Raw genomic sequence first — 14,971 nt, forward strand, 5'->3', positions numbered from 1 at the left:
CCTGACGCGTCATGCGCCAGGGGCTTTGACGTTTGTGAGAAGTCACGCCTGATAAGACTTATGCCGTGACGGGGCGTGGGTGAGGTCGGACGTTCCCAAGGCAGAAGGGGACGGGTGTCAAAACAGGCCAGGATGGAGGCTGCGCTCCGAATCATTTCGCGGTTTGTGCTGCGGGCACGTCGGGTCCTGGAGCATTCTTCGGCTAAAGACAAAATGATCCTGGAAAATACGCTGCGTGGGCATTGACATTCCCTGAATGGCATACCGCCGTGCCTGGAACCGGGTTTACATTTCCTACGGAACTAATGTGAAGATCATGGATCCGTCAGGTAGCGCCTCGAGCCGAGCTTCGTTCACCAACGCGAACGGCGGCCCCATTAGTCCCTTCACAGGAAAGCCCGTGCAGGCTCCGTTCCGATCGAGCAGTGCGGACGCGAAAGAGTACGTCCGCGTTCGAGCCCATATAACCCTTGCCGTATAAGCCATAAGCCCGATCTCGAAGGGAGAATGATGACCTCTGACCCGGCAAATTTGGTTGGGACGTTCGTCGTTGAAGTTGGGGTAGACAAGCGTGGCCCTTCATCGGCTTTTTTGATGACAGGGGAATCAAGACCACGGAGTTCAGACTCTATATAGATACCCGCTGGACAATAGGAGACAGAACCCGCGACGCGGATTCGGACGACACGTGGATGGTGTCCGCCCTTGAAATCAAAAATTGCACCGTGTCAAACGTCCTGGAGGATGCCGGATCAAACCTGCGTATCGAGTTTATCGACGCACCGAGCCTCACGGTTTCAGGAGAACCGACCGCAACCACAGTCGGGGACCCGTGGTGGCTAAGGGACCTCACCAGGTGAAGGACAGCCAGGTCCTGCAAAAGGAAGGTTGTGGCCGTGCTCAAGGCCATTTCATAAACCCGTCGCCCGGGCATGGAACCGTGAGGCAGAACAGCTGACTGACAGGGAGAGCCTGCACCTCTGCTAGGGGTGCAGGCTCTCTTGTCCGTCACAGGTTTTCTGATTGCGCCTAGGTTTCTGTTTTTGGGGCGTTCCTAAGCTTTGGTCCGATGGACTGGCCCAAGACCAGCCACACTATCGTGATTGCGGCTGCGGCGGTGCCAATGGCAGGGTCTGTTCCTTTGGTGATGAGAAAGCCGATCACTACATCGGCGATAATGATGATCGTAGTAACTGGCCATAGCGGTCGGCGCCACGCATACATTTTCGGTGTGAAGCTGGCCATTCTAATTCCCTTCGAAGTGGATTGCGGGGAGGGTGCTACTTAGCTGCAGTAGCCGCCCGAATAATTCCACGGCAACCACGTCATAGCTGGGGGACTGCCAACGAAGTGAAGTTCTACACATTCGCCGTGGTTAGTCGCCAGCACTGCAGAAGTCACAATGGCTCCACTGGCCGCGCCGCAAGCGGCCGCGGCGTAAGGGCCCCCGGCTGCTCCGCAGCCACCGACCAGGGCCGCCAGCACTGGGGGTGAGGCGGTCGCCCAATCCCTTGTTTCCGATTTGTTGAACTGAACCGTGCAGTTAGCGAAACCACAACCGAACGAAGGGTCCGCCACAACTGGGAAAGTGGCGCTCGTTAGATCGATCGTTTGTGTGATGACGCTTCCTTCGACTCCATAGCGTGTCGGAAGGCTCTGTCCGGCTGAGTCCCTGGCCCAAGGCCTTTGAATGAAGTTGACCACGTTCCCACTGTCGTCCCGCACCCAAATCGACCCATCGTGTTGGATTTCAAGATTAGGCGATTTTCCCAAGCCGTCTACCGAGAATTTGTAACTGGACGGTGCATCTGCATGCTTGATGGAAACGAACCCAGCTGTGGTCCCGTTGGTATTCTTCCCTACCACGAAACCGTGGTTCTTAGCGGACTATACGGTGGCTGGATGCCCATTAGAATACTTGGACACAGGCTGGGCCCCGTTCTCTGCCACCGGTGTGAAGGTCAGTTCTGGAAGGTCACTGCCCGATGCGGTATTTGTGGTGCCCTCGCTGGAACTCGAGAGGTTTTGCCGACCGTTTGACGCTGCCGGGACGGCTAGATTTCCGAGTTTCTCCACTGCCGGCAGAGGGTCCCATCCTGTCGGATCTAAACGGTGCGTTGAGCTTGTAGTCAGTGGTGCAGCGTTTGCAGGAGCTGCTACCAAAGATGATCCGACCAGCAAAAGCATCGCGAGTCCAGAGATTGATGTTCTCCTTTTTCAAGCTGTTCCCCCAACTTTGCTTGCCGCGAGGCTGGTGCCCCGACTCGACGCGGCCCAGTATTCACACCCCAGTCCAGCACCGCAAGTCACACACGCCTGTCTCCGGTTCAGTCAGCCCCAGGGTTCGCCCTTCATTTCCGAGCGAAGCGATGGGGATCCCTGAAGGGGAATTCCAAGCCGTCGCCGACGCCGCGCATGCAGTGATCGAAGAGGCTAAAGAAGCAGGCGTTACGTCTTCGGTGGCGGTATCAATGAGAACGTGGACCCTTGCGCGTGGCGCCGGAAGGCGCGGTGGAACCCGGCGCCTATCCGAGGCTTGGGGAGCCCAACGGCGGCTATACGGTCCTGGAGTTGCCCACCCGTGAAGCAGCCATCGAATGGGCAGCCAGGATCGCTGTGGCCTGTCGGTGCGCCCAGGAACTGAGGGAGTTCCAATACGATCCCGCGAGCTAGTTTCGCCGGTACCCGGGCAGTGGTGGAGCTTGTGATTGGTAGCTGTGGCCTGTGGGTGTGGTGATTCTGAGCGTGTGCCGGCTTCCTGCTTCCGGTGTCGCCGTCCAGCCGGGGTTTTCTTTGGTGTGGTTGCAGGCTTCGCAGAGTCCGGTGCCGTTGTCGACCGTGGTGGGACCGCCTGAATGCCACGGGATGATGTGGTCCAGGTGTCGGATGGGCGCGTCGCAGTAGGGGGTGCGGCAGGTATTGTCGCGTGTTTCGATGAAGCGTCGTATTCCGGGTGGGAAGAAGCGTGCCCGTGAGTCGGTGGCGAGTAGTTCACCGGTTCGCGGGGCGGTGTAGAGCCTGCGGACCCAGACGTTGAAGTCCTGGTAGTAAGCCCCGGGCCCGTCACTGCCTTGACTGTTGCTGAGCAGTTCCCGGGCCCAGCCGGCGGGGACGATCCCGTAGCCATTCAGCCGTGCCGGTTCGCTGTCCCCGGCCAGGAGTGTCCTGTCGGTCATGACCAGTTGCAGGTCGATACCCGTGTACCCGGCTGCGGTGCCGGTGGTCCGTTCGACCAGGGTGTCGGCCATGACCTGTCCCTTGGACCGGGTATCACCGTCGGACCGGGCCGTACCAGCTTGCCGGGTCAGTGCCGCGAACACGGCGACGCCTTGGGCGACGGGCAACAGGGCGGTCAGGTAGGCCATGGTGTCCGGTGCGGGGCGGAGGCTGACGTACCGTTCGGACGCGGCGTGCGCTGCGCGTTCGGTCACAGAGCGGGGATCCCGGCGGTATGCGGCGGCCTTCACGGCGGCAGCGATGGCTTTGTCCCCGGCACCATCGAACGTGCCGGTGTCGGGGGCCAGTTCCTCATCCACTGCGGCCCGGTCCTCAGCAGATAAGCACGCCGTTTCCTTGACCAGCAGCGTTGCCCGCCATTCGTTCAGCTGCCCGGATTCCAGCGCGGCCATGGTGTGCGGCATTTCCGTGACCAGAGCCTTGGCCAGGCCCAGCAGCCGGGAGCCTTTGTTTGGTGACTCCCGCCGGGCCAACGCCACCTGCGCCCCAATACCCTTGCCCCGCTCCGAAGCCGGGATACCTTTCTCTGCCTGTTCCTGCCGCTGGGCCAGGTCAAAAGCCACAGCGATCTTGGCCTGCAAACTCGAGATGGCCGACTTCATGTCCTCCAGCACCCGCAACTGCTGGATCAGGTCACCACTGACCGTACCGTCCGGCCCGTAACCAGCGCCAGTGGCACAGTTCGCAACAGCAGCAGCGGAACGAACCGGCGCAGACATAGCCACCGCACCCGACTGCCCCTCCCGAACCTGCTCCATGAGAACACTCTCCCAGCAGGCACCGACAAAATAGGGCCACCAGGTGATGAGCCAAAATGTCCTGTCTGGTCAGCCCACCGGTATATGGTGCAGTAGTTTCCGGAGGGCCCGAACTGTCCTTACATTCATAATTCGGATCTCCCACTCACGGACAGTTACCGGTGGTTGTTTCAGAGGTCTTTTGTGCTTTTCATTCAGGTGCTTTCGCGAAGAGAACTGCGCTAAGAGGGCAAAGACCGTAAGGGCCACTGTGCCGATAGCCAGCCAAAGCCCGAGCCCGTGGTCGTCCGAACCAGTCAGCCAAATGGCAATGAGCGTTGAGTTGAGCACGAACGTGACTGCCAAGCCCAGCGTCGCCAAGGTCAGCAGCCAGGAGTATCCGCGCACTCGGCGCGTTGCCAGCTCAAGCAGGTCCAGTCCGTGTTGACGGTCAGAGGCGATAAACGATGCCCAGCTTTCCCTGAGCGCGCCGTTGCCTGCTGCCAGATCCGCTTCATACCGGCGAAGGGCCGCATTAGCCGATGCCAGCTCATCGTGGGAATGGGCGAGCGACTGCCGCATGGACAATACGTCTCGCTCAAGTCTCGCAACCTTTCGGCGCTCGGCCCCAAGGCTTTCCTTAAAGGACGTCGGGTACTTTTTCCCAGATGCTCCGGGGCTGGCTGAGGGGGTCGTGATCGCCACCGCGGCGGCTGTCGGAGTCGTGAAAGATGCCGTGGCTGCCCGGTCAGCGATGGATACGTCCTGACGGTGCCCAATGCCGGTGATAACGGGCACGGGCGATTCAAGGATGGCACGCGCCAGTTCTTCATCCTGGAACCCCCGCATAGTCCGCCAGTGGCCGCCGCCTCGCGTAATGACAACAAGATCATGACCGTTCCTGCGCGCTTCATCACAGTAGGTTCGTAGGGTCGCGGCTGCCGACTGACCACTCAAGCTCATGTGACGATACGTGATTTCCGGCTTGTTCCCACTCTTCGAAATGCTCAGGTGGTGCTTGAAGTCCTGGACACCCTGAGATTTTTCCGGCGAGATCACAGTGATCTTGCGTAATCGTCCTAACGAAAAACCGTCTTTGGCGTCCTCATATATCGCGTCGTCATCGGCGTGGAGTCTCGAGTGACCCGGAAAATCGTCCTTAAGTGCTTGAAGCGTTTGGCGATCCTTCAGGAGCATCGCACCGTTGAGGGAGAAATCCGATGAAATGTCAGTGACCTTCAAATAAATGTCGCCGGTCTCGGACCACATTCGCAGTTGTCCGGAAACTTCCAGTTCCATGCCGTCAATCATGGCCGCCTTGAAGCTCTCTCCAGCTGCATCGAAGGCCCTTTTGATCGTAGTCAGTTCGGCATTCCACACCCTTGCGGGAAGGACAAAAGTCCGCTCACCACTCACCGTCACCAGGTCAAAGGTCCAGCCCGATGCTTTGGGCTCTGCGTTCCGACACTCGGCAATGACGGTGAGGGCCAGTGCCTGCAGGGGACCGCGAATCTCCTCGTAGACCTGCTCAACACTTTTGGCCGATATGGCCGAATTTTCCAATCCCTTAGCGATTCCCGTCATTCCCGAATGCTCCCCTCCGTCGGGTCATGGTTACCTCTGAATAGTAGTGACGTGCGGTGGCCTTTTCTGACGGTATTAACCGTCCCACCCTTGTCCGCGTCCCAACTTCAGGGGAAGATGTTGGCCAACTTTGAAAGGACGTCCCATGGTGCAGCTTGAGAAGTTTGAGAAGTACCTGATCGAAGAGTTCTACGACGATTACCGCTCCGGCGAAATGTCGCACGGGACGTTTACCCGGCGGGTGGCATTCATCATGGGCAGCATGACAGCCACGGCGGCGGCCATGATGTTGGTGGGCTGTACACCGCAGGAGATACCGAGGGCAACGGATCCTATGCCGACCCCAACGGCCACCGGATCGGCGGCACCAAAAGACACTGCCACAACGGCCGTGCCCAACGCCAAAAGTCCGCTGTCGGTCCCGGAAGGCGCAGCGGGGCTGACCACGGCTCCAGTCAATTTCCAGTCTCAAGGAACCCAAATCAGTGGCTACCTGGCCCGGCCCGAGGACGGAGGGCAACACCCTGCCGTCCTGATCTGCCACGAAAACCGAGGCCTCACCCCGCATATCCAAGACGTGGCCCGACGCTTCGCCAAGCAAGGATACGTCGCGCTGGCCGTGGACCTTCTCAGCAGGGAGGGCGGAACCGCCAACATGGACCCTGACGCCGTTCCTGGTGCGCTGACCCAGGCTGGCGTAGCACGCCATGTGGGTGACTTCAAAGCGGCCTTCGAGTTCCTCAACGGCCAGGGATTCGTGGAGCAGGGCCGTATCGCCATGATCGGTTTCTGTTTCGGCGGCGGCATCACGTGGCAGGCGAGCACGGAGATTCCAGGACTCAAAGCAGCGAGCGCCTTCTACGGCCCGGCCCCGGACTTGGCCAAGGTGCCAACCATCAAGCCGGCAGTGATGGGTGTGTATGCCGAGAAGGATGCGCGAATCACGGGCCCCATGCCGCAACTCCAGGAAGCGCTGGACAGGACCAGCGTCAAGCACCAGCTCAAGGTGTATCCCGGCGTGGACCATGCCTTCCACAACGACACCAGTGACCGCTACGTGGAAGCCCAGGCAACGGCGGCATGGAACGACACTCTGGCGTGGTTCAGGGACAACGTCTAGCCCCGCAACCGGGCCGCTTCGCTCGCGAGCTCTGCCTCCAACGTCTCGATGCTGGGCAGGCTGGACACCAGCTCGTCCGGCAAGGAATCCGCAAGTGAGGTCTTCCATTCCGCGATGCCCACGGGTGCGTTGAAGCCACGGAGCGCGTACTCGGCCACCACGCTGTTCTTCTCCTTGCACAGCAGCAACCCAATGGTTGGCTTGTCGTCCGGGTGCGCCATCAGGTCATCCACGGCTGCCATGTACATGCCCAGCTGCCCCAGGAATCCGGGTTCGAACTTCACTGCCTTGAGTTCAATCACCATGTAGCAACGAAGCTTCAGGTGGTAGAACAGCAGGTCGGCAAAGAATTCGTCACCGGCGATTTCCAGCCGGACCTGCTCGCCAACAAAGGCGAACCCCTGGCCAAGCTCCAACAGGAACTTCTCCACATGCTTCACCAACTGCACCTCCAGGTCCCGTTCAGTGTGTCGATCGGTCATGGCAAGGAAATCGAAAACGTAGGGATCCTTGGTTGCCTGCTGCGCGAGATCGGAGTCCGCACGGACCATGGTGGAAGCGAAGTTGGTGATGGCTTGCCCGGAGCGTTCATGCAAGCGCGTGGAGATCTGGTGAGTCAAAACGTTCCGCGACCATCCATGCTGGGCAGCGGCCGCGGCGTACCAAAGCCGCGTGGCGGCGTCGTCGAGCTTTTCCAGCAGGGCGATCTGGTGGTACCACGGCAATGTTGCAAGCGGCGCTTGCAACATTGGGAAGTCCGGCCAGGCCTGCGCGAAGCTCTTCATGTACCGCAGGTTCCTGGGGGAGAAGCCCTTCGCTCCGGGGAACCGCGTGCGGATGTCGGCAGACAATCGTGTGACTACCTTGGCGCCCCAGCCTTGCTCCGATTCGCGTTCGGCCAGTTGCCGCCCGATGCTCCAGTAGGAGTTCAAGAGCTCGCTGTTGGCCGCCGCCATCGCACGGGTGCGGCCGACCCGGACTTCCCTGGCCACGGTGTCGAGCAGCGTGGGGTACCAGTCGGGCATCGACGATGCGGCGGGAACACCCGGGAATGACGCCTCGGCGGCGAGCTCTTGGGACGGCATGTTTCTCCTGTCAGTGGCTGGTAAAACGACGGTATGGGGAGGCCCTGACAAAATAGGCGTGTGAGTGAAGCCGGTGAATTCGTGGACTACACGCTGCAGATGGAATCGACCTGGGAGAAAGCTGCCGAGACCAGCGAACGCCTCGGCCAAGGCCTGAAGGTTTATGGTGCATCGGTAGGCGCAATACGCGGAACGGTCCGTGACGCCTTGAAGCGGTACAAGAACCTCAGCCACGACGACATCACGGCCCTGAGCTCTGAGCTGTGGGAGGAGCCGGTGTTCGAGCGGCGGCTGGCAGCGGTGGTCCTGCTCCAGACAAAGGTAGCTTTACTGGTCAACACGGACCTGACGCGCATTGAAGGCTTTATCCGGAGCGCCGGAACCCGCGAACTCGTCGAGCCCCTGGCCAAAGATGTGGTGCGACCGTTGCTGGCCCGGCTCGAGGGTTTGGCCAGGGAGAGGGCAGAGCGGGTGCTGGAGCGATGGGCCAACGACCCGGATAGTGAACTGCAACATGCAGCCAGCCTCGCCGCCGCACCATAGCCCCTTGATAAGCACCAGCGGGCCGCCTACCGTTTCCATCAACACATGCCAGGAGCCAATTCCGTGAATTGAGAGGCAGGTTGTTCGATGAAATCACTGTGGTTGGACAGGGAGTCAGACTTCACATCCGACCCCGTCCCACAGGAGAAGCACTTTGACTCGATAGTGGTGGGAGCGGGAATCACCGGGATGGTAGCCGCGCTGCTGTTGTCGCGGTCCGGCCAGCGGGTGGTGGTCTTCGAAGCCCGAAACCTGGGTGCTGTGACCACTGGCAATACCACCGGAAAGTTGAGCCTCCTTCAAGGCGGCACGTTGTCGGCTTTGCGCAGCCAGTACCCGTTGAAGGTGGTGCACGCCTACGTGGAGGCCAACAGGACGGGACAAGCGTGGCTCACGCAGTATATGGAGCAGCAAGCTGTCCCGTTCCAGCGCCGGACAGCCATCACCTTCGCAACCACCGACGACGGCGGCCAGCGGCTCCGCAAGGAAGCTGCGGTCTCGCGGGACGCAGGTCTGGACGTCCATTTCAGCCGAGATGCCGGCTTGCCTTTCAAGGTGGTGGAGGCGCTGGAACTTGAAGGCCAAGCACAGATCCATCCGATGGAGGTCCTGGACGCGCTGGCCCGGGATATCCGTGAACACGGCGGCCTGGTTGTTGAAGGGGTGCAAGTTCAAAACGTCAGCGGCGACCGGCCCCTGAACGTCACCACCAGGAAAGGCAGCTTCACCGCTGACACAGTAGTGCTCGCGACAGGCACACCCATCCTGGACCGCGGCCTGTACTTTGCCAAGCTGGAGCCGAACCGGTCCTACGCCGCCGCTTTGAGGGTGCCGGGCGCCATTCCTCGGGGTATGTACCTCTCCATTGATTCGCCCACGAGGTCCCAACGCACCTACCCGGCAGCCGACGCGGAACTGTTACTGGTGGGCGGTTACGGGCATGCAGGTGGGCGGGCGACGTCGCCACGACAACATCTGGAGGACCTCCTCGGATGGGCCAACCAGCACTATCCGGGGGCCGAGGTCACCCACACCTGGTCCGCCCAGGATTACCAGGCGACAAATCTCATGCCGTTCTTCGGCAAGCTTCCCCGCGGCAAGGGCCGGATCTTCTTCGGCACCGGATACAACAAGTGGGGCATGAGTAATGGGGTCGCCGCTGCCTTGGCCATCACCTCCGAGATTCTGGGTGGCCACTCGGACTGGGCTACCACCATCCACCACCGCGTCACCTCGCCCAAGGGAGCAGCCGAGGCGATCCGGCACAACGCGGACATTGCCCGCCGGATGGTGGAGGACAAATCCAAAGTCAAGAACAACCCGGAAATCACTGACGAAACCCGCCCGCCCGAGGGGAGCGGCGTCGTCGGACTTTACAAGGGTGAACCGGCGGCGGTGTCCACCGTGGACGGGAAGGTCTGCAGGGTCTCGGGCAGTTGCGCGCACCTTGGCGGCTTGCTGACGTGGAACGACGCCGAGAAGACCTGGGATTGCCCTTTGCACGGATCGCGCTTCACCCCGGAAGGCAAATACCTTGAAGGTCCCGCGACCCATCACCTGCAAAAGTCCTTGGTCAGGAAGAAGGACTAACCCAATCGCTCTACGCGTCTTTGCGCCTGGTCCGCGGTGCGTCGTTGCTGGGTCGCGGCCCTGACTGCGAGCTTCTTCTTGGATTCAGCGGTGTCCGCGTCCCTGGTGAGGCCGATCAATTCGGCTTCCAGCTCCGCCAGGCGGCGCTTGGCTTCCTCGATGTCCGCCTTCACGCCCGCACGGCGATCGGCCAGTTCCTTCACAGCCTCCCACGCCGCGGCCGCCGCCTGTTCCGCTTCCCGCGCCTCCTGATCGGCAGCATCGAACGCGGCGCGGGCTTCCTCCAGCGCTGCCGTCCGCTTGGCTGCCCGACGCTCGGCCAGGGACGTAGCTTCATCCTGGGGTGCATTCTTGGGCGCCCGCGTTTTCCTGGCAGGTTCCGGTTTATCCCGCTTCTTTGGCGTGTGCACCTGTTGCTCAGGCACTTTCGAGGCAGGGCGTGCAGCGGCCTCGGGACCGGCAGCCGCAACGGCGCCGTCGAGGTCGACTGCTTCGAACCCGCTGCTGCTCAGCCCCCGTACCAGCCTGCCAGTCGCCACGGCTGTCGCGGCTCTGGCATCAGCCATCGCTGCCCTCAAGGTCTGTTCGACGTCGGCAGCCGCTGCTGCGCTGAGCGGCGCTCCGAGCTCGCCCGCAAGGTCTTTGGCAGCGTGCACGGCCGCAGTCAGTTCACCTTGGCGTTTCTGTCCGAGTTCGCGAAAAGCCCCCGCGTCCGACGCTTCCTGCGCGGCCCGGAGGGAACTGCCAAAACGTACGACGCCGTCAATCACCTCGGGTTTGTGAACGGCAAGCATGTTGATGGCCCAGGCTCCGGCAGCTGGCTTGGGAAGGCTGCCGATTTCCTTCGACAGCTCCTTTTCGCCGTTGTCTTTGGCTTTCCGGACCAAGGCTGTGCGCTGCGTTGTGAAGTCGCGCGGCATGACGGCGTACAGCTCCTGGGCAGCGTCGCGGAGATCCATGGACCCATCCTAGGGTTCCTCCGGACGAACCCGGTGGACCGAATCCGCGGAGGGCGGGTACTTAGGGTAGCCTAAGTCGAGTGGACCAGATCATGAGCTTGCCCTTCGGTGTCGCCCTCGCGGCGCTCTTCGCCATCGTCATGATCCGCGTCAACGTCACGTATTGGATTGGCCGGGGAGCGGTTGCCGGCTTAGCGCACACCCGTTTGGGCAATTCCCTGGAGCGACCCAAAGCAGCCCGGGCCCAAGCGCTCATCCAGCGTTGGGGTCCGTACGCCGTCGTGCTTTCCTTCCTGACCATTGGCCTGCAGACGGCCATCAACCTGGCAGCCGGCGTGGCCCGTATGCCGCTGCGCCGTTACCTCCCTGCAGCCGTTATCGGCTCCGTGATCTGGGCATTGCTGTACGCCACCATTGGCCTGGCTGCCTTGGAGGCCTGGTTGGCGGTGGCTGCGGCGTCGCCTGTGGGTGCCGCGTTGGGCGTTGCCACTTTGGCGGCGGTTGTGGTCTGGGTTGTCGTGTTCCGCCGGCGTCGGGCAGCGGCCAAATCAGCGGATACAGTGGTCTGAGTTCTACAGCTGGATCGGCGAAAGGCTTAGGTTTGACTACTGCATTACCGGATTTGGCGGACGGCGATTTCTACTACAAGTCGTTGGGATCGGGGCGCTACCGCTCGACGGTCCACGCCCAGGGTGCCTGGAATCCGCATGAACAGCACATGGCCCCGGCCTCCGGCATCATCGCTGATGCTTTGGTCCGGCACGAGCCCAGGGAGGATGTTCGCCTGGCGCGGATCAGCTATGAAATTTTGGGGCTCATTCCGGGCGGGGAGTTCCAGGTCACCACCTCGACGCTGAGGCCGGGCCGGACCATCGAACTCATCCAGGCCGAACTTTCAGCAGGGGGCCGGGTGGCCATCCGGGCGGCTGCATGGCGAATGATCACCAGTGACACCAGCGCTGTGGCCGCCGTCGAAGATGAACCGATGCCCGCTCCGGACGAGTGCAAACCGTGGGACGGCGCCAGCGTGTGGCCCGGTGGCTACATCCGTTCCCTGGAAATGCGCTTGGCCGAGGGGCACCGTCCGGGCTCCGGCCGAGTGTGGATCCGGACCTCGCACCCGCTGACCGATCGGGACGACAGCACGGACCTGGCACGGCTGATGGGACTCGTGGATACGGCCAACGGCATCGCCGCCCGCGTTCCGCCCGGAGAAAACAGCTACATCTTCCCCAACCTGGACCTGCAGATCCACATGTACAGGGCGTCTGCGGGCGAATGGTTGGGGTTGGACAACAAGGTCTCCTTCGGGGCAGACGGCATTGGCCTGACGTCCACCGTGCTTCACGACGTCAACGGACCGTTCGGCCGGGCCGAGCAGATCCTGACCCTGAGGAAGAGCTAGTGGGTGCGGCCACGACGGAAGTCTCGGAACGTAGACAGCTGACGGCATACCGTCAGCCCAAGTCATTGGGGGCGGCAGAGGACCTCGACTTCGCTTTGGAGCTCCTGAAACGTGCCCGGAGCGGTCAGTTGGGGCCGTCCCTGCGTCTGTACCGCCCGAAGCCGACGGTTGCCTTCGGCCAGCGCGATGCGAACCTGCCGGGTTTTGGCGCCGCTGAAGAAGCGTGCCGCGAGCTGGGGTTCGAGCCGCTGGTCCGCAAAGCCGGAGGCCGGGCGGCTGCTTACCACGAAGGCTCGCTGGTGATCGATCACGTGGAGCCCCACCCCGACGCCATCGTCCGGGCCAAGGCACGGTTTTCGGAATTTGGCGATTTGCTGGCCGGTGCCCTGCGCAGCGTTGGCGTCCACGCCGCCGTCGGAGAAATCCCGGGGGAGTATTGCCCCGGTGAGTTCAGCGTCCACGGTGAGGACCCGGACTTTCCCTCGCACCGGATCAAGCTGATCGGCACCGCGCAACGGGTGGTTTCCGGCGGTTGGCTCTTCAGTTCAGTGATCGTGGTGGAGAACTCGCAGCCCATCCGCGATGTCCTGACGGCCAGTTACGCGGCCCTCGGACTGGACTGGGATCCGGCTACCGCTGGTGCGGCAAACGACCTGCTGCCGCACCTGGATGTCAAAACCGTGGAGGACGCCGTGATCGAGGCCTACCGTGGTTACGCGGACGTCCTCGACGGCGACTTCCCGACGCTCCTGGGGCAATAACCGCGGCGGGTCAATAAACACGGCTGCGGCCGGCTGCCTCCTCGAAAAAGGTGGCAGCCGGCCGCAGCCGTTCCTAAGGGCTAGTGTCCGCGGGCGATCCATTCGTCCAGGTGCGGGGCCTCGGAACCGATGGTGGTGGTGTCACCGTGTCCTGTGCGGACCACTGTTTCCGCGGGGAGCGGCAGCAACCGTGTACGGATGGATTCGATGATGGTGGGGAAGTCGCTGTAGGACCGTCCCGTGGCTCCTGGGCCGCCCTGGAAGAGGGTATCGCCGCTGAAGAGCGTCCCCTGGCTGGGCAGGTGGAAGGAGACCGAACCCGGCGAGTGGCCGGGTGTGTGGATCGCTTCCAGTGTTGCCCCGGCAACGGTGAAGGTGTCTCCGTCAGCGATGGAGTTGTCAGGATCGGCTTCCGGGAAGACATCGTGCCAGAGCATCCAGTCGTCCTTGTGCAGGTACACCGGTGCCTTGGTGAGCTCCCGGAATTCGCCGGCATAGCGGATGTGGTCGTCGTGGCCGTGTGTGAGCAGGATGGCTGTCACTGCCCGGCCGTTGACGGCGTCGACAATCGCGGAGGGATCGTGGGCTGGATCAATGACGATGCACTCGTCGGCGTCACCGATGATCCACACGTTGTTGTCCACCTCCCATGTTCCGCCGTCGAGGGAGAAGGTTCCGGAGGTTACGACGCGATCGATCGTGGGGTTGGATCCGGCGTTCACAGTTCAACCACCGAGCGGAGGACGGCGCCCTGGTGCATTTTGTCGAACGCTTCTTCCACCTGGTTGATGGAGATGCGCTCGGTGACGAAGGCATCGAGGTCCAACCTGCCCTGCTTGTAAAGGTCAACCAGCATGGGGAAGTCCCTGGAGGGCAGGCAGTCGCCGTACCAGGAGGATTTCAAAGAGCCGCCACGGCCAAAGACATCCAGGAGCGGCAGCTCAAGCGTCATCTCGGGGGTGGGGACGCCCACCAGGACAACGGTTCCGGCGAGATCGCGGGCGTAGAAGGCCTGCTTATACGTTTCGGGCCTTCCGACGGCGTCAATCACCACGTCCGCTCCGAAACCGCCGGTGAGCGCACGGATTTCCTCGACGGGGTCCCCGGCAGAGGAATCGACGGTGTGGGTGGCTCCCAGTTCCTTGGCGCGTTCGAGCTTCTTGGGGTCGATGTCCACCGCGATGATGGTGGTGGCCCCTGCGAGCGCAGCGCCGGCGATGGCGGCTACGCCAACACCTCCGCAGCCGATGACGGCAACGGAGTCGCCGCGCTTGACGCCGCCGGTGTTGATCGCGGCGCCCAGACCTGCCATGACGCCGCAGCCGAGCAGGCCGACGGCGGCGGGATCGGCGTCGGCGTCTACTTTGGTGCACTGCCCGGCCGCTACGAGCGTCTTTTCGATGAAGGCTCCAATGCCCAGGGCCGGCGACAACTCGGTGCCGTCCTCGAGGGTCATCTTTTGGGTGGCGTTGTGGGTGTTGAAGCAGTACTGGGCTTGACCGCGCTTACAGGCGCGGCAGTTTCCGCAGACTGCCCGCCAGTTGAGGACTACGCGGTCGCCGGGGGCGACGTCGGTGACATCGGGACCCACCGCGCTGACCACGCCTGTGGCTTCGTGGCCCAGAAGGAACGGGAAGTCGTCACTGATGCCGCCCAGCTTGTAGTGGAGGTCGGTGTGGCAGACGCCGCTTGTGAGGATGTCGACGAGGGCTTCGCCGGGTCCGGGTTCGGGTACCAAGACGGTTTCGAGGGTTGCGGGCGCGCCTTTGGAGCGGACGACGACGCCTTTGACTGCGTGGACCATGGAGAGGGTTCCCTTCGGGCTCGCGGAGAGCGGGCCCGGTTAACTGCAGAAGGGCCCGCTACGGATTCCCATTCTGTCTATCACAGGTGGCAGACAGCGTGTGGATTGTTCCGGCGGACCCTGGTGCGGTTACGCGTGGAGCCAGC

15 protein-coding genes are annotated in these 14,971 nt (G+C 62.2%); 8 read left to right on the forward strand and 7 right to left on the reverse strand.

The annotated features are described in order from the left end of the window. The first annotated feature begins 725 nt into the window (after positions 1 to 725). Positions 726 to 860: a hypothetical protein gene (locus ABHM97_RS06040; RefSeq protein ID WP_349469954.1), complete on the forward strand. Its 135-nt coding sequence runs from the start codon at positions 726 to 728 to the stop codon at positions 858 to 860. Positions 861 to 1,029: 169 nt separating this feature from the next. Here ABHM97_RS06040 and ABHM97_RS06045 read toward each other — a convergent pair whose 3' ends face one another. Next, complete coding sequence (locus ABHM97_RS06045) at positions 1,030 to 1,245, reverse strand: hypothetical protein (protein WP_349469955.1); 216 nt, start codon at positions 1,243 to 1,245, stop codon at positions 1,030 to 1,032. A gap of 1,248 nt (positions 1,246 to 2,493) precedes the next feature. Between ABHM97_RS06045 and ABHM97_RS21470 the strand changes: the two genes are divergently transcribed. Next, the gene (locus ABHM97_RS21470; RefSeq protein WP_502921260.1) at positions 2,494 to 2,673 is read left to right on the forward strand and encodes a hypothetical protein; all 180 of its coding nucleotides are present in this window, start codon (positions 2,494 to 2,496) and stop codon (positions 2,671 to 2,673) included. Here the strand turns inward: ABHM97_RS21470 and ABHM97_RS06055 are convergent. Both ABHM97_RS06055 and ABHM97_RS06060 read right to left on the reverse strand, forming a co-directional pair. After that, a complete protein-coding gene (locus ABHM97_RS06055) occupies positions 2,670 to 3,995 on the reverse strand; it encodes an HNH endonuclease (RefSeq protein WP_349469956.1) in 1,326 nt (441 codons plus the stop codon). The genes ABHM97_RS21470 and ABHM97_RS06055 overlap by 4 nt on opposite strands. 69 nt (positions 3,996 to 4,064) lie before the next feature. Further along, entirely contained in the window at positions 4,065 to 5,558 is a 1,494-nt protein-coding gene (locus ABHM97_RS06060) for an exodeoxyribonuclease VII large subunit (RefSeq protein ID WP_349469957.1), read from the reverse strand. 145 nt (positions 5,559 to 5,703) lie between these two features. Between ABHM97_RS06060 and ABHM97_RS06065 the strand changes: the two genes are divergently transcribed. Continuing rightward, positions 5,704 to 6,678 (forward strand): dienelactone hydrolase family protein, encoded by a 975-nt coding sequence (locus tag ABHM97_RS06065; RefSeq protein WP_349469958.1) that lies wholly within the window; start codon positions 5,704 to 5,706, stop codon positions 6,676 to 6,678. Here ABHM97_RS06065 and ABHM97_RS06070 read toward each other — a convergent pair. Then, entirely contained in the window at positions 6,675 to 7,763 is a 1,089-nt protein-coding gene (locus ABHM97_RS06070) for a PDDEXK nuclease domain-containing protein (RefSeq protein ID WP_349469959.1), read from the reverse strand. The genes ABHM97_RS06065 and ABHM97_RS06070 overlap by 4 nt on opposite strands. Before the next feature lie 60 nt (positions 7,764 to 7,823). Between ABHM97_RS06070 and ABHM97_RS06075 the strand changes: the two genes are divergently transcribed. Together ABHM97_RS06075 and ABHM97_RS06080 are read left to right on the forward strand one after the other, a co-directional pair. Further along, positions 7,824 to 8,306 (forward strand): DNA alkylation repair protein, encoded by a 483-nt coding sequence (locus tag ABHM97_RS06075; protein ID WP_349469960.1) that lies wholly within the window; start codon positions 7,824 to 7,826, stop codon positions 8,304 to 8,306. A gap of 87 nt (positions 8,307 to 8,393) precedes the next feature. Further along, positions 8,394 to 9,896 (forward strand): FAD-dependent oxidoreductase, encoded by a 1,503-nt coding sequence (locus ABHM97_RS06080; protein WP_349469961.1) that lies wholly within the window; start codon positions 8,394 to 8,396, stop codon positions 9,894 to 9,896. Here the strand turns inward: ABHM97_RS06080 and ABHM97_RS06085 are convergent. Beyond that, the gene (locus tag ABHM97_RS06085) at positions 9,893 to 10,855 is read right to left on the reverse strand and encodes a hypothetical protein (RefSeq protein WP_349469962.1); all 963 of its coding nucleotides are present in this window, start codon (positions 10,853 to 10,855) and stop codon (positions 9,893 to 9,895) included. The two genes, ABHM97_RS06080 and ABHM97_RS06085, sit on opposite strands and share 4 nt — an antisense overlap. 92 nt (positions 10,856 to 10,947) lie before the next feature. Here ABHM97_RS06085 and ABHM97_RS06090 point away from each other — a divergent pair, with 92 nt between their 5' ends. From ABHM97_RS06090 to ABHM97_RS06100, 3 genes are read left to right on the forward strand one after another with little or no spacing between them, the layout of a single operon-like run. Continuing rightward, positions 10,948 to 11,424: a DedA family protein gene (locus ABHM97_RS06090; RefSeq protein WP_502921261.1), complete on the forward strand. Its 477-nt coding sequence runs from the start codon at positions 10,948 to 10,950 to the stop codon at positions 11,422 to 11,424. 32 nt (positions 11,425 to 11,456) lie between these two features. After that, the gene (locus ABHM97_RS06095; protein WP_349469964.1) at positions 11,457 to 12,260 is read left to right on the forward strand and encodes a thioesterase family protein; all 804 of its coding nucleotides are present in this window, start codon (positions 11,457 to 11,459) and stop codon (positions 12,258 to 12,260) included. Beyond that, positions 12,260 to 13,021 (forward strand): lipoate--protein ligase family protein, encoded by a 762-nt coding sequence (locus tag ABHM97_RS06100; RefSeq protein WP_349469965.1) that lies wholly within the window; start codon positions 12,260 to 12,262, stop codon positions 13,019 to 13,021. Before ABHM97_RS06095 ends, ABHM97_RS06100 begins: the two co-directional genes overlap by 1 nt. An 80-nt stretch (positions 13,022 to 13,101) precedes the next feature. Here ABHM97_RS06100 and ABHM97_RS06105 read toward each other — a convergent pair whose 3' ends face one another. Both ABHM97_RS06105 and ABHM97_RS06110 read right to left on the reverse strand, forming a co-directional pair. Next, positions 13,102 to 13,743 carry an MBL fold metallo-hydrolase gene (locus ABHM97_RS06105; protein WP_349469966.1) on the reverse strand — a complete coding sequence of 214 codons (642 nt, stop codon included), beginning with the start codon at positions 13,741 to 13,743 and terminating at the stop codon, positions 13,102 to 13,104. Then, positions 13,740 to 14,825, reverse strand: a complete 1,086-nt coding sequence (locus tag ABHM97_RS06110) for an S-(hydroxymethyl)mycothiol dehydrogenase (protein WP_284985783.1) — start codon at positions 14,823 to 14,825, stop codon at positions 13,740 to 13,742. The genes ABHM97_RS06105 and ABHM97_RS06110 overlap by 4 nt, the downstream gene beginning before the upstream one ends. Between the last annotated feature and the right edge of the window lie 146 nt (positions 14,826 to 14,971).

The sequence above is a fragment of the Paenarthrobacter sp. CAP02 genome (genome assembly GCF_040137855.1).
GTDB lineage: Bacteria > Actinomycetota > Actinomycetes > Actinomycetales > Micrococcaceae > Arthrobacter.